The sequence below is a fragment of the Hydrogenophaga sp. NH-16 genome (genome assembly GCF_004006415.1).
In the GTDB taxonomy this organism is placed as follows: Bacteria; Pseudomonadota; Gammaproteobacteria; order Burkholderiales; family Burkholderiaceae_C; genus Hydrogenophaga; species Hydrogenophaga pseudoflava.
In genome coordinates, this window is the sequence record NZ_CP029344.1 from 4,019,501 (window position 1) to 4,032,741 (window position 13,241).

Annotated in this window: 14 protein-coding genes; 3 read left to right on the top strand and 11 right to left on the bottom strand. The window is 67.1% G+C overall.

Features of this window, described 5'->3' with window-relative positions; translation table 11 throughout:
• Positions 1 to 19: 19 nt before the first annotated feature.
• The 5 genes from leuS to bamE all read right to left on the bottom strand — a co-directional run bounded on the left by leuS (position 20) and on the right by bamE (position 5,339).
• Entirely contained in the window at positions 20 to 2,695 is a 2,676-nt protein-coding gene (leuS, locus tag DD542_RS19390; protein WP_127806754.1) for a leucine--tRNA ligase, read from the bottom strand.
• A 75-nt stretch (positions 2,696 to 2,770) separates the two neighbouring features.
• Positions 2,771 to 3,223, bottom strand: a complete 453-nt coding sequence (locus tag DD542_RS19395; RefSeq protein ID WP_066156844.1) for a biopolymer transporter ExbD — start codon at positions 3,221 to 3,223, stop codon at positions 2,771 to 2,773.
• Positions 3,220 to 3,885 (bottom strand): MotA/TolQ/ExbB proton channel family protein, encoded by a 666-nt coding sequence (locus DD542_RS19400; RefSeq protein ID WP_127806755.1) that lies wholly within the window; start codon positions 3,883 to 3,885, stop codon positions 3,220 to 3,222. The genes DD542_RS19395 and DD542_RS19400 overlap by 4 nt, the downstream gene beginning before the upstream one ends.
• A 27-nt stretch (positions 3,886 to 3,912) precedes the next feature.
• Positions 3,913 to 4,734 (bottom strand): 4-hydroxy-tetrahydrodipicolinate reductase, encoded by an 822-nt coding sequence (gene dapB, locus DD542_RS19405; protein ID WP_127806756.1) that lies wholly within the window; start codon positions 4,732 to 4,734, stop codon positions 3,913 to 3,915.
• Entirely contained in the window at positions 4,731 to 5,339 is a 609-nt protein-coding gene (gene bamE, locus DD542_RS19410) for an outer membrane protein assembly factor BamE (protein WP_241559604.1), read from the bottom strand. The genes dapB and bamE overlap by 4 nt, the downstream gene beginning before the upstream one ends.
• Before the next feature lie 147 nt (positions 5,340 to 5,486).
• Between bamE and fur the strand changes: the two genes are divergently transcribed.
• Complete coding sequence (gene fur, locus DD542_RS19415) at positions 5,487 to 5,930, top strand: ferric iron uptake transcriptional regulator (protein WP_066156852.1); 444 nt, start codon at positions 5,487 to 5,489, stop codon at positions 5,928 to 5,930.
• Between the two features lie 18 nt (positions 5,931 to 5,948).
• Here the strand turns inward: fur and hprK are convergent, their stop codons facing one another.
• The 4 genes from hprK to DD542_RS19435 form a co-directional block, all read right to left on the bottom strand.
• Entirely contained in the window at positions 5,949 to 6,899 is a 951-nt protein-coding gene (gene hprK, locus DD542_RS19420) for an HPr(Ser) kinase/phosphatase (protein WP_066156855.1), read from the bottom strand.
• A 104-nt stretch (positions 6,900 to 7,003) separates the two neighbouring features.
• Positions 7,004 to 7,474 (bottom strand): PTS sugar transporter subunit IIA, encoded by a 471-nt coding sequence (locus DD542_RS19425; protein WP_066156858.1) that lies wholly within the window; start codon positions 7,472 to 7,474, stop codon positions 7,004 to 7,006.
• Between the two features lie 140 nt (positions 7,475 to 7,614).
• Positions 7,615 to 7,944, bottom strand: coding sequence for a ribosome-associated translation inhibitor RaiA (gene raiA, locus DD542_RS19430; protein WP_066156861.1), 330 nt, complete (start codon positions 7,942 to 7,944; stop codon positions 7,615 to 7,617).
• A 152-nt stretch (positions 7,945 to 8,096) separates the two neighbouring features.
• A complete protein-coding gene (locus tag DD542_RS19435; protein ID WP_127806757.1) occupies positions 8,097 to 9,323 on the bottom strand; it encodes an MFS transporter in 1,227 nt (408 codons plus the stop codon).
• A gap of 43 nt (positions 9,324 to 9,366) precedes the next feature.
• Between DD542_RS19435 and DD542_RS19440 the strand changes: the two genes are divergently transcribed.
• A complete protein-coding gene (locus DD542_RS19440) occupies positions 9,367 to 10,635 on the top strand; it encodes a patatin-like phospholipase family protein (protein WP_127806758.1) in 1,269 nt (422 codons plus the stop codon).
• Positions 10,636 to 10,813: 178 nt separating this feature from the next.
• Positions 10,814 to 11,800 (top strand): magnesium/cobalt transporter CorA, encoded by a 987-nt coding sequence (corA, locus tag DD542_RS19445; protein ID WP_066156869.1) that lies wholly within the window; start codon positions 10,814 to 10,816, stop codon positions 11,798 to 11,800.
• 25 nt (positions 11,801 to 11,825) lie between these two features.
• On the opposite strand, the gene DD542_RS19450 is transcribed toward corA, so the two are convergent.
• Together DD542_RS19450 and DD542_RS19455 are read right to left on the bottom strand one after the other, a co-directional pair.
• Positions 11,826 to 12,491 carry a dihydrodipicolinate reductase gene (locus tag DD542_RS19450; RefSeq protein WP_127806759.1) on the bottom strand — a complete coding sequence of 222 codons (666 nt, stop codon included), beginning with the start codon at positions 12,489 to 12,491 and terminating at the stop codon, positions 11,826 to 11,828.
• Positions 12,488 to 13,237 (bottom strand): 5'-methylthioadenosine/adenosylhomocysteine nucleosidase, encoded by a 750-nt coding sequence (locus DD542_RS19455; RefSeq protein ID WP_127806760.1) that lies wholly within the window; start codon positions 13,235 to 13,237, stop codon positions 12,488 to 12,490. Before DD542_RS19455 ends, DD542_RS19450 begins: the two co-directional genes overlap by 4 nt.
• Positions 13,238 to 13,241 lie beyond the last annotated feature (4 nt).

The window sequence follows — 13,241 nt, forward strand, 5'->3', positions numbered from 1 at the left end:
TGCGACGGGAATCGAAGTTTTATACCACCACGTTCACCAGACGGCCGGGCACCACCACGACCTTCTTGGGCGCAGCGCCGTTGGCGGCTTTCTGGAACGCCTCGCTGGCCAGCGCAGCGGCCTCGATGGCGGCCTTGTCGGCGCCGGCCGGCACGGTCACGCTGCCACGGAGCTTGCCGTTGACCTGGAGGACCAGCTCGATCTCGTCGCGCTGCAGGGCCGATTCATCGGCCTTGGGCCAGGGCGCATCCAGCAGGTCGCCCGACACGGCGGCATAGCCCAGCCCGCTCCAGAGCGTGTGTGCGATGTGCGGGGTGGCGGGATACAGCGCGCGCAGCAGGATGCCGAAGCCCTCTGCCAGCGCGGCGTTGTCGCCCTCGCCGCCATCGCCCTTGAAGTCTTCCAGCGCGTTGAGCATCTTCATCGCGCCCGAGACCACGGTGTTGTATTGCATGCGCTGGTAGTCGTAGTCCACCTGCTTGAGCACGGTGTGGATCTCCAGACGCAGCGCCTTGGCAGCCTTGGACAGGCTCTGGCCCGACACGCCGGCCGCCAGCGCACCCAGGCCGCCCACGGCACTGAGCTTGTGGCCGAACCCCCAGACGCGGCGCAGGAAGCGGTAGCTGCCCTCCACGGCCGCGTCGTTCCACTCCAGTGTGGCCTCGGGCGGCGCGGTGAACATGGTGTACAGGCGCGCGGTGTCGGCGCCGTACTTCTCGATCAGGTCCTGCGGGTCGACGCCGTTGTTCTTGGACTTGGACATGGTGCCCACGCCCTCGTAGTCGATGGCCGTGCCCACCGGCAGGTCACCCACCGCGTTCTTCAGCTTCGCGCCGACGATCTTGCCGCCTTCGTCGAGCACATGCTCCACGTCGTGCGGCCAGAAATACTCCTTGCCGCCCTTCTCGGTGCGGCGCGAGTAGATGTGGTTGAGCACCATGCCCTGCGTCAGCAGCTTGGTGAAGGGCTCGTCCACCTTCACCAGGCCCAGGTCGCGCATGACCTTGGTCCAGAAACGCGCGTACAGCAGATGCAGGATGGCGTGCTCAATGCCACCGATGTACTGGTCCATCGGCATCCAGTAGTCGGCGCCGCCCGCGACCATCTTTTCAGAATTGGTCGGGTCGCAATAGCGCATGAAGTACCAGGACGAATCCACGAAGGTGTCCATGGTGTCGGTCTCGCGCCGCGCGGGTTTGCCGCAGCAGGGGCAGTCCACCTTCAGGAAGGCCTCGCACTTGTTCAGCGGGTTGCCGCTGCCGTCCGGCACCAGGTCCTCGGGCAGGCGCACCGGCAAGTCCTTCTCGGGCACCGGCACCGGGCCGCAGGACTCGCAGTGGATGATCGGGATCGGCGTGCCCCAGTAGCGCTGGCGGCTGATGCCCCAGTCGCGCAGGCGGAACGTGGTCTTCTTCTCGCCCAGACCCCTGGCGGCCAGCAGCTCGGCGACCTTGTCCACCGCGGCCTTGTGGCCCAGGCCGTCGAGTTCGCCGGAGTTCACGCACACGCACTTCTGTTTGTCGCCATACCACTCGGCCCAGGCGTCGGTGGAGAAGGTCTCGCCTTCGACCGCCACGACCTGCTTGATCGGCAACTGGTACTTGAGCGCGAACGCGAAATCGCGCTCGTCGTGCGCCGGCACACCCATGACAGCGCCGTCGCCGTAGCTCATGAGCACGTAGTTGCCGACCCAGACCTCAATCTGTGCGCCGGTCAGCGGGTGGGTGACGAACAGGCCTGTGGCCATGCCCTTCTTTTCCTGCGTGGCCAGCTCGGCCTCGGTCGTGCCGCCGGTCTTGCACTCGTTGATGAAGGCGGCCAGCGCGGGCTGCGCCGAGGCGGCGTGGTGTGCCAGCGGGTGCTCGGCGGCCACCGCGCAGAACGTCACACCCATGATGGTGTCGGCGCGCGTGGTGAACACGTACATCTTGCCGTCGCCGATCAGCGCGCCGTCGGTACCCTGGATGTCGTGCGTGAAGGCAAAGCGCACACCCTCGCTCTTGCCGATCCAGTTTTCCTGCATCAGGCGGACCTTGTCGGGCCAGCCGTTGAGCGTAGCCTTCTCATTGCCCAGCTGCACGTGGTTGAGCAGTTCGTCGGCATAGGACGTGATGTTCAGGTAATACCCGGGAATCTCACGCTTTTCGACCAACGCGCCGGTGCGCCAGCCGCGGCCGTCGATCACCTGCTCGTTGGCCAGCACGGTCTGGTCCACCGGGTCCCAGTTGACGACCTGGGTCTTGCGGTAGGCGATGCCTTTGTCCAGCATCTTCAGGAACAGCCACTGGTTCCACTTGTAGTAGTCCGGAGAACAGGTGGCGACCTCGCGCGACCAGTCGATGGCCAAGCCCATCGCCTGCATCTGCTGCTTCATGTAGGCGATGTTTTCGTAGGTCCACTTGGCCGGCGGCACGCCGTTCTTGAGTGCCGCGTTCTCGGCCGGCAGGCCGAAGGCGTCCCAGCCCATGGGCATGAGCACGTTGTGACCGTTCATGCGCAGGTAGCGCGTGAGCATGTCGTTGATGGTGTAGTTGCGCACGTGGCCCATGTGCAGCTTGCCGCTGGGATAGGGCAGCATGGAGCAGGCATAGAACTTCTTCTTGCCGGCGTCTTCGGTCACGCGGTAGGCGTCGGTGGCGGTCCAGTGGGCGTGCGCTGCGCGCTCGACGTCCTGGTGGGCGTATTTGTCTTGCATGGGGCTGGGGCCGGGCTGGGCCGGCGTTCGGAAGGGGCAGCGGACTGCGTCGCCCCTGATTTTAGGGCTTGCGGTTCAGCGGCCCGGCACCGGCGCGGAGGGTGCGCCCGTGGCCGGATCGGCCACAAAACCGATGCGTGAAAGGCCGACGGACTGCGCCATCCCGATCAGCTGCACCATGCGCCCGTAGGGCACCGCGGTGTCGGCGCGCAGCTGCAGCTCGGTTTCCGGGTCGCGCCTGGCGATCTCTTCCAGGCGCTTCTGGAGCGCGGCCGCATCCACCGGCTGCTCGTCCCAGTAGACCTGACCCTGTGCATCGACGCTGATCGACACGAAGGCCTCGGGCTCCTCGACCTGGGCGGCCTTGTCTTCGGTCTTGGGAAGCTCCAGCTCCAGCCGGCTGGACATCAGCGGCGCGGTGATGATGAAGATCACCAGCAGCACCAGCATCACGTCCACCAGCGGCGTGACGTTGATGTCGCTGATCGGCTGGTTGCCGCCCGGTTTTTCCAGTCGTCCGAAGCTCACTGCGCACGCTCCTGGTGGTGCACCAGCAGCTCGCGCAGGTCGCGCGCGAAGCCCTCGAGGTCGGCCTCGATGCGGGCGATCTGACGGCCCAGCACGTTGTAGGCCAGCACCGCCGGGATGGCGACGGCCAGTCCGGCCGCTGTCATGACCAGCGCCTCGCCCACGGGGCCAGACACCTGTTCGATGCGGAACTTGCCGTCAATGCCGATCTCGGTGAGCGCGTGGTAGATGCCCCACACCGTGCCCAGCAGGCCCACGAAAGGCGCAGTGGAACCCACCGTGGCCAGCAGCACCTGACCGAACTGCAGGCGGTGCAGCACCCGGTGCAGCGCATCGCGCAGCACGCGTGTGAGCTGCTGCGAGCGGTCGCCCGCGGCGGCCAGCGTCTGCGGTGCAGCCTGTTCGATGGTCCTGGCGGCCTCCAGCAGGGGCAGCACAAGACGGCGGGGATCAAAGGTCTTGAGCCGCTGCTGCGCCTCGTCGAGGTAACCGGCCTGCCAGAAGGCCGCGGTCGAGGTCTGCACGTCGCGCACCGCCCGGCGCAGCAGCCAGCCCTTCCAGAGAATCACGACCCAGCTCGCGACCGACATGGCCAGCAGCAGCAGGGCCACACCGCGGCTGACCGCATCGCCCTGCCAGATGGTTTGCCAGACGCCACCCATGAATCGTTCTCCCTTGTCCGGTCTCGCTCAGCGCAGGCCGAGCACGTCAAACATGTCGTACAGGCCGGACGACCGGCCAGCCAGGAACCGCACCGCGCGCAGACTGCCCTGGGCATAGGTGGCACGGCTGCTGGATTTGTGGGTGATCTCGATGCGCTCGCCGGTGCCAGCGAACAGCACGGTGTGGTCGCCCACGATGTCGCCGCCGCGCACGGTTGCAAAACCGATGGTCGACGGGTCGCGTTCGCCGGTCACCCCCTCGCGGCCATAGACCGCGCAGTCCTTGAGATTGCGGCCAAGAGCGTCGGCGATCACCTCCCCCATCTTCAGGGCAGTGCCGCTGGGGGCATCGACCTTGTGGCGGTGGTGGGCTTCGATGATCTCGATGTCGTACCCGGTCGACAGGGCCTTGGCTGCCATCTCCAGCAGCTTGAGCGTGACGTTCACGCCCACGCTCATGTTGGGCGCCATGACGATGGCAATCGATTTCGCAGCCTCCGCGATCTGCGCCTTCTGCTCATCGCTGAAGCCTGTGGTGCCGATCACCAGGTTGACCCGTTGGGCCACGCAGGCCTTGAGGTGCGCCATCGTGCCTTCGGGCCGGGTGAAGTCGATCAGCACCTGGCTGCCCGCCAGTCCTGCGGCGAGGTCGGTGGTGATCACCACCCCCGTGGACCTGCCGGAGAACGCGCCTGCATCGAGGCCGATGGCGGTGCTCGTCGCCACATCCAGCGCGCCGGTCAGCGTGCAGTCACCGCTGCCACGCACCGCGTCGACCAGCATCTGGCCCATGCGGCCACTGGCACCGGCGATGCACACCCGGTGCAGGGAGTCGGTCGCCAGGCTCATCGTGGTGCCCCTGAGGTTTCCAGCGGTGGGTAAGAAGTGGAGGGCGCGGCTGGGGTCGCCGGCGCCGGGGCGGGCGCAGACCCTGCATTGCGCGCCTGGAAGGCCTTGAGCTGCTCTTCGGTGGCCTCCAGTGGCGGCACCTTCTCGGTCTTGCGGCGGGAATCCAGGGACGACACGAACTCGGTTTCGCTGGGGAGTTCGTCCGCCTCGATGCGGTCCATGACGTCGCCCTTGAAGAACACGGTCAACCGGCGCTGCTGCGGCGGCTGTCCCTGGCGCTTGAGGGTGAACACATAGTCCCAGCGGTCGGCATGAAAGACACTGGCCAGCAGCGGCGAGCCCAGCACGCCACGCACCTGGTCGCGCGCCATACCCGGCTGCAGCGCCTGGGCCTGCTCGCGGGTCACCACGTTGCCCTGAAGAACGTCCACCTTGTAGGGCGTCACGAAACCCGCCACGCTGGAGGCGGAAGGCATCTTCTCACCCACGCTGGAACAGGCCCCGAGGGCCATGCAGGCCGCCAGCACCAGTGCGGAGCGTGGCCATGCGCCACTGCGGATACGGGCCTGCGGCTGCATCAGGGGATTCAGGATAGACAGGCGCATGTGCGACTCTCAGATAAAGCGCTCGACCGCGGGGATCCCCGGGTCATTGGCACCACCGCCGCGCGCTGACGATATGATCCGGCCATTGTAGCCCCGGGGTCCAGACAGGATCCGGCGGCCATTCAATTGCCACCCGCTTCTGCCGCCATGTCCAACATCGAAGAACTCAAGAGCACGGGCCTGAAGGCCACCCTGCCGCGGCTGAAGATTCTCGAAGTCTTTCAAAACGCCAAGCGCCGCCACATGACGGCGGAGGACGTCTACCGCATCCTGCTCGAAGAGCACTCCGACATTGGCCTCGCCACGGTCTACCGCGTGCTGATGCAGTTCGAGCAGGCCGGCCTGCTCTCGCGCAGCAACTTTGAGTCGGGCAAGGCCGTCTACGAACTCAACGAGGGCCAGCACCACGACCACCTGGTGTGCCTGGACTGTGGTCGGGTCGAAGAGTTCTTCGATCCGGAAATCGAAAAGCGCCAGCAGATGATTGCCAAAACCCGGGGGTTTGTGCTCCAGGAACACGCCCTCTCGCTGTACGCCACGTGCAGCAAGGCGGATTGCCCGCACCGCGCCACACCGGCGGATCACCGCTGACCCGTCGCGGTCCCTGATTCACTCGCTGCGCATCATGGCCGCGCGGTGCCGTGAGACGAATTCCTGGTAGGTGTCGATGCCGCGGAACTGCAGGATGGTGTTGCGCACCGCGGCCTCCACCAACACGGCGATGTTGCGGCCGGCCACCACCTGGATCACGGCCTTTCTCACCGGTACGCCCAGCACATCCTGGTACAGGGGCTCGTGCGGCATCCGGTCGTAGTCCCGCTCCATGGTTTCTTTTCGAACCAGGTGCACGATGAGCTGCAGCCTCATCTTGCGGCGCACCGCGGTCTCGCCAAAGATGGCCTTGATGTCCAGCAGGCCGATGCCGCGCACCTCCAGCAGGTTTTGCAGCAACTCGGGGCAGCGGCCCTCCACGCTGGTCTGGTTGATGCGGTAGAGATCCACCGCGTCGTCGGCCACCAGGCCGTGACCGCGGGAGATGAGCTCCAGCCCCAGTTCGCTCTTGCCCAGGCCCGACTCGCCGGTGATCATGACGCCCATGCCCAGGATGTCCATGAACACGCCGTGCATGGACGACCGGTCGGCGAAGTGCCGGGAGAGGTAGGCCCGCAACACGTCGATCACGAACGCGGCCGGCTCGGGCGTCGCGAACATCGGGATCTGTGCACGTTCGGCCATCGCCATCAGCGGATCAGGCACCGCCTGGCCGTCGGCCACGATCAGCACCGGCGGCTCCAGGGTCACGATGCGCGCGATGCGGCGCCGGTTGTCGTCGTCGCTGGGGCTGGTGAGGTAGGCCATCTCCCTCTCACCGAACACCTGGACACGGTACGGATGGATGTAGTTGAGGTAGCCAACCAGGTCGGCGCCCGAGCGGGCTTCGCGCACCGCAACCTCGTCAAACCGGCGCTCGGACGCTCCGAGCCCGGCGACCCATTGCCATTTCAGCGCATCGCGGTGGTCTTCGAAAAGAACGTCGGCACTGACAACGGTGGGCTTCATGAAACGACGTTGGAAGGGCCTGCCACCAGGCCACCCCAAGGCAAGACCAGCCCCCTCGGGGGGCAGCGACCCGCGCAGCGGTGGAGCGTGGGGGCAGGCAAGTCTTATGCGGCCGCGTGGGCCGACTGCCAACCGGTGATGAGCGCGTGCAGGGCGGCCGCGTCGGTCGAGTTCTTCATCTGCTCGCGCAGCGGGCTGTCGCTGAGCAGTTCGGCGATCTCGGAGAGGATTTCCAGATGCTTCTGCGTGGCGGCTTCCGGCACCAGCAGGAAGATCATCAGCTGCACCGGCTGTTCGTCGGGCGCGTCGAAGCCGATCGGGTTGCCCAGCTGGAACACGGCGGCCAGCGGCTGCTTGAGGCCCTTGATGCGACCATGGGGAATGGCCACGCCATGACCCAGCCCGGTGGAGCCCAGGCGCTCCCGGGCGAACAGGCTGTCGGTGATCAGCGCACGGTTGAGACCATGCAGGGTTTCAAACAGAAGGCCCGCCTCTTCAAAAGCACGCTTCTTGCTGGTGGCGTCCACACCAACGAGCACTTGGGTGGCAGGCAGGATCACGGATAGACGGTTCATTGGGGCCTCTTCGGAGCGCAAATTATGCCGAGTTGAGGATGCTTGCCTAGACAGCAGGTACAAAAAAGCCGCTTGACTTTCCAAGCGGCTTGTTGCATTGCAGCACGCGCGGCGCCAAGGCGGCCGGCCGCAGCGGGGACTCACATCAGCCGTTTGGCCGAATCGTGGTGGTGATCCTGCGCCTTGTCCTTGTAGCGCAGCACCTGACGGTCCAACTTGTCGGCCAGTTCATCGACAGCGGCGTACAGATCGGCGTGAGCCGATTCGGCAAACAGGTCTTTCCCCTTGACATGGATGTTGCATTCGGCCTTCTGCCGTTGGTCTTTCTCCTTGAGGTTGTCCACCGTCAGCAGCACCTTGATGTCGACCACCTGGTCGAAGTGTCGGGAGATGCGTTCCAGTTTGGAAGTGACGTAACCGCGCAGGGCGGGGGTGACTTCGAGGTGGTGACCGCTGATCGTCAGGTTCATACAAGAGCCTCCTAATGCTCCGGGTTGACACAAGCCGCCGGTGGGGCGGACCCCCCTGCGGCCTCGGGGATGTCTTGAACCCACTATGCCCACGATTGCGCCAGGGCGCAAGCCCGCAGCGCAACAAAGGACATCAAAGAAAACCTTGGCATTCATGCCCGTCCGGCGGGTGCGGCCGAATGGATGACCAGGCGGCGCGCCAGCGCGATGGACGCCAGGCTGGCACCGACGCCAATCACTCCCGCCATCCAGTAGTTCTGCACCTGTCCCGCGGCATCGCGACCGATGATCAGGCCGGACAGAAACGAGGCGAACCCCATCGAAGCCGATTGCACCGCCCCGTTGAGCGCCATGAAGGTGCCACGCAGGGACGGATCGGCGGCACCGGTGATGAGGGCCATGCCGGGGATCATGCGCCCGCTGAGAAACACGAACAGGGCCGTGGTGGCCACCAGGATGACCGGCAGCGGCCAGGGCGGCAGCAGCGTCATGGTCAGGATCGGCACGGTGACGATCACCGCCAGCGCGCTGAACACGGCCACCTTGCCCCGGCGATCGGTCAGGCGCCCGATCCATCGGGCCGTGATCAGCGTCGTGACACCGCCGACCAGGTAGATGTAGGGCACCTGCTCCGGCAGAACGCCGGCGTTGGACTGCAGGTAGATGGTGATGAACGGGATCACGCAGAACCCGGCGAACACCAGCAGCGCGGAAAAGCAGAATGCCCGCAGGTGGTTGCGATTGACCAGCACGCGGCCGATGGCGCGCCAGGCCGAGGACTGGCCATGGGCCTGCAGATGGCCGCGCAGGGCCGGCAGCGTGAGCGCCGCCGCGACCGCCAGCACACCGCTGAGACCGGCAATGGCCAGGAAGGGCAGTTGCCAACCCCAGCGGGAGGCCAGGAACAGGCCGATCGGCACACCGGCCACCGTGGAGAACGAAAACGAGGACATCACGATGCCCATGGCGCGCCCGCGCCGCTCGAACGGCACCACGTCGGCCACGATGGTCTGCGACAGCGCCGACAGCACACCACCGAACAACCCGGCAGCGACGCGCGCCGCCATCAGGAAGCCATAGCCGGGCGCCAGACCACAGGCCAGTGTGGCCAGCGCGAACAGCCCGTACAGCACCAGCAGCAGCCGTTTGCGGTCGAAACGGTCGACATAGGTCGCCGCAGCGAGTCCTGAGAAGCCCGCCGCGAAGGTGTAGGCCGATACCAGCAGACCAAACTGCGCATCGCTGATGCCGAACAGCCGCGTGAACTGCGGTCCCAGCGGCATCATGATCATGAAATCGAGGATGTGCGTGAACTGGATGCCGGCAATGGTCAGCAGCAGCCAGCGCTCGCGGCCGGGAGCGAGGGAATGTTGTGTCATGATTTTCAGAACAGCCCGCCACTGTACGCGCAGGCCCTCTTCTGTGTCCCTCGATACGCTGATCACCCACAACCTGCTGAGCCCCGCCCCTGCACCGGCGGACGACGGCGCCTGCGCGCTGGTCCTCATGGGGGGCGGCGCGCGCACCGCCTACCAGGCGGGCGTGCTCAAGGCCATCGCCGTGATGCACGGCCACTGGCGCAGCGACGGATCGGTGGCCGACCGCGGGTTTCCCTTCCGCTGGCTTTTCGGCACCTCGGCCGGCGCGCTCAACGCCACCTTTCTGGCCAGCCGTGCGGCGCTGGATCTGCAAGCCTTTCACGAACTGGCCTCGTTCTGGAGCGCCCTGCGGTCGGAACGTGTCTACCGGCTGGAAGCGCCGACCTGGGTGCGCGCCAACCGCGTCGTCGCCGGGCTCACGCTGGCGCGCCAGGTGCGCCGCCACCGCGCTCTGCTCGACACGCTCCCGCTGGTGGACACCCTGCACCGGGCCATCGATCTGCGCAGTCTGGAACTCGGGCTGGCCGATGGCCATCTGGAGGCTCTGGGCGTGACCGCCTCCAGCTATTCCACCGGCGAACACTGGACTTTCTGCCAGACCCGGCCGAAACACCCGGTGCAGCCCTGGCACCGGCCGGGCCGGCGCGCCGACTTCCAGCCCATCACGGTCGAGCACCTGATGGCCTCCAGCGCCATCCCCTTCCTGTTTCCGGCCGTGCCGCTGTGGGTCGACGGCCACCGGGAGCATTTCGGGGATGGCTCGATGCGCCAGCTCTCGCCGCTGTCGCCCGCCATCCATTTCGGCGCTCGGCGCATCCTGGCCATCGGCGCCGGCCAGCCCCAGCGCTCGGGACTGGCGGTCCGCGTGGCCGACGAGCCCACCGCGGGCACCATCGCCGGCCACGCCATGGCCAGCGTGTTCCACGACACGTTGCAGGCCGATGTCGAGCAGGCCCAGCGCGTGAGCCAGACCATCGCGCAGCTGCCCCAGGGACTGGCCGCCGCCCTGCCTTACCACCCGGTGCGGGTGTTGGCCCTGCAGCCCAGCTTCTCTCTGGACGAACTGACCCACAAACACATCGCCAGCCTGCCCGCGGCCACCCGCAACACACTGATAGGACTGGGGGCCCTGGACACCGGGCGGGGCGCAGCCGGCAGCGCGGCCTCGCTGGCCAGCTACCTGATGTTCGAGCCGCCCTTCGTCAACGCGCTGATGGAGCTGGGCGAACACGACGCCTGGCGCCGCCAGGCCGAAATCAAGGCCTTTTTCGCGCCTCTCGCCGCCTCTTCGCCCGGTGTGGCGATGCCATAATCCGGTCTTCCCGTTCCCGAAAGAGCCTCATGGAAAGCACACCTCCCAGTTGTGTGCTTTCAGCCCTCCCCGCGACCGTCTGATGCGCAGGCGGCCGGCCGGCTGAAAGCGCCGCCCGAACCGCCCACCGGCGCGCCCCCCCGCCCGGTTTCGCCAGACCACCCGCCCGGGAGCCCCCATGCTCAACGTCTTCACCCTGGCCAATGGCCGCCTGTTCCAGGAAGAAATCGAGTCGCTCGAAGCGCTGACCCGATTCAAGCCCATCTGGGTCGACCTGGAGAACCCCACGCCCGAAGAGCGGCGCTGGGTCAAGCAGCACTTCGGCCTGTCCATCCCCGAAGACGCGATGGACGACGACATCGAGGAGTCGGCCCGCTTCTTCGAGGAAGACAACGGCGAACTGCACATCCGCTCGGACTTCCTGATCGACGACGAGGAGAACCCGCGCGCCATCCGCGTGGCCTTCATCCTCAACCAGCACAACGCCGAGCTCAAGAGCCAGGGCGTGCTGTTCTCGATCCACGACGAGGACGTGCCGGTGTTCCGCCTGCTGCGCATGCGCGCACGCCGCATGCCCGGCCTGATCGAGGACGCCAAGGACGTGCTGCTGATGCTGTTCGACGCCGATGCCGAATACTGCGCCGACACGCTGGAAGACATCTACGACGACCTCGAAACCGTCAGCCGCCAGGTGCTCGCGGGCGACGTGACCGACAACAAGGCCGGCGAGGTGCTGGCCGCCATTGCGCGCCACGAGGACATGAGCGGCCGCATCCGCCGCAACGTGATGGACACGCGCCGCGCGGTGAGCTTCCTGATGCGCAGCCGCATGCTGAACGCCGAGCAGTTCGAGGACGCGCGCCAGATCCTGCGCGACCTCGACTCGCTGGACGGCCACACCGCCTTCCTGTTCGACAAGATCAACTTCCTGATGGATGCGACCGTCGGTTTCATCAACATCAACCAGAACAAGATCATCAAGATCTTCTCGGTGGCCAGCGTCGCGCTGCTGCCACCGACGCTGATCGCCAGCCTGTACGGCATGAACTTCCAGTACATGCCCGAGCTGAGCCAGAAGTGGGGCTACCCGTTCGCGCTGGGGCTGATGGTGCTGTCGGCCGTGGTGCCGATGCTGTACTTCCGCAAGCGCGGCTGGCTCAAGTGATGCAGGGCCGTGAGGCCGGGGCCGGTCAGAGCCAGCCCTTGTCTATGAACTCGACCACGTCGTGGCAGCGCGGCTCCAGCGGATGGGCCAGCGCCGCGCCAACGATGCGCCGCACACCCTCGGCATAGGGCGCGCCGCCCGTCACCAGGGTCTCCAGGCGCAGCCGGCAGTCGCCCTCGCCGATCTCGATGCGGTGGAAGGCGTGGCGCCCCAGGTCGGTGGCCGGGATGCCCAGCCCGCCCGACTGCTGCGCCGGATCGCGCACCGAGACGATGGCCTCGGGCGACAGGCCCAGCGACGCCGCCAGGGCCACCGCCGTGCCCGGCACCGAGGTCTTGCCGGCCTGGTGCGACTCGGTCAGGCGCATGGGCTCACCGCGGAACCACGGCCCGCAACGCGCGAGCATGGCCATGAACTTGAGCATCAGCAGGTTGGCGTTGGCGCAGACCACCACCGGCACGCCATCGGCCAGGTCCGCAATGCCGGTGCCGGTGGACAGCTCGATCAGCGGCAGCGCGCGTTCGCGGCAGAAGCGAAGGATCTCCGGCAGCTCGCGCCCGGAGCCGGCGTGCACCACGGCCCGCACCGCATCCGTCCGGTCGCGCCAGGGCCGGGCGTCGGGCGCCAGGCCCGCGAGCAGTTCGCGCGCCAGCTTGCCGGAGCCGGCGATCAGTAGAGGCGGGGTGTTCATGTCCGCAGCAGGGTGTCGATCAGCGCGCCGCTGTAGCGGCTGGCCACCTCGCGCAGGAAGCGCGGGAAGTCCACGTGCGCCGCGTCGTCGGCGCGGTCGGAGATGGTGCGCACCACCGCCAGCGGCACGCCGAAGTCGTGGCAGACCTGGGCGAAGGCCGCGCCTTCCATCTCCACCGCCAGGGCGTCCGGCAGCCCGCGCTGCAGCGCAACGCTCTCGGCGGTGGTGGCGACGAAGCGGTCGCCGCTGATCAGCAGGCCCTGGTGCAGGCGCGGCGCCTGCAGGCCGAAGGCGTCCACCGTCGAGGTGCCGAGCTGCTGCGGCAGGCTGTGCAGCATGCGCTCGCAGGCCAGCTCCAGCGCGTCGGCCAGGGCCGCGTCGGCCTCGAAGCGGGCACGGCCGTACAGCGGCACCTCGTGGCGGGGAAACAGCGGCGAGGCGTCCATGTCGTGCTGCAGGAACGAGCGCGCCAGCACCACGTCTCCCACCTTCACGCCCGGGCCCAGTCCGCCGGCCACGCCGGTGAACACGATGCGCTGCACCTTGAAGCGGTCGATCAGCAGGGTCGCGGTCGTGGCGGCCGACACCTTGCCGATGCCCGACAGCACCGCCACCACGTCCTGCCCGTGCAGATGACCGACCCAGAACTCGCGCCCGCCCACCACCTCTTTCTGCTCGTCGGGTATCAGCGCCAGCACGCTGGCGAGTTCGTCGTGCAGCGCGGCGACGATGGCGGTTCGGGTCATGCAA

Bases quoted from the DNA above. Each gene is read 5' to 3' on its own strand.
- leuS (WP_127806754.1), bottom strand. From the start codon at position 2,695: ATGCAAGACAAATACGCCCACCAGGACGTCGAGCGCGCAGCGCACGCC.
- DD542_RS19400 (WP_127806755.1), bottom strand. From the start codon at position 3,885: ATGGGTGGCGTCTGGCAAACCATCTGGCAGGGCGATGCGGTCAGCCGC.
- dapB (WP_127806756.1), bottom strand. From the start codon at position 4,734: ATGAGCCTGGCGACCGACTCCCTGCACCGGGTGTGCATCGCCGGTGCC.
- bamE (WP_241559604.1), bottom strand. From the start codon at position 5,339: ATGCGCCTGTCTATCCTGAATCCCCTGATGCAGCCGCAGGCCCGTATC.
- fur (WP_066156852.1), top strand. From the start codon at position 5,487: ATGTCCAACATCGAAGAACTCAAGAGCACGGGCCTGAAGGCCACCCTG.
- hprK (WP_066156855.1), bottom strand. From the start codon at position 6,899: ATGAAGCCCACCGTTGTCAGTGCCGACGTTCTTTTCGAAGACCACCGC.
- DD542_RS19425 (WP_066156858.1), bottom strand. From the start codon at position 7,474: ATGAACCGTCTATCCGTGATCCTGCCTGCCACCCAAGTGCTCGTTGGT.
- raiA (WP_066156861.1), bottom strand. From the start codon at position 7,944: ATGAACCTGACGATCAGCGGTCACCACCTCGAAGTCACCCCCGCCCTG.
- DD542_RS19435 (WP_127806757.1), bottom strand. From the start codon at position 9,323: ATGACACAACATTCCCTCGCTCCCGGCCGCGAGCGCTGGCTGCTGCTG.
- corA (WP_066156869.1), top strand. From the start codon at position 10,814: ATGCTCAACGTCTTCACCCTGGCCAATGGCCGCCTGTTCCAGGAAGAA.
- DD542_RS19450 (WP_127806759.1), bottom strand. From the start codon at position 12,491: ATGAACACCCCGCCTCTACTGATCGCCGGCTCCGGCAAGCTGGCGCGC.
- DD542_RS19455 (WP_127806760.1), bottom strand. From the start codon at position 13,237: ATGACCCGAACCGCCATCGTCGCCGCGCTGCACGACGAACTCGCCAGC.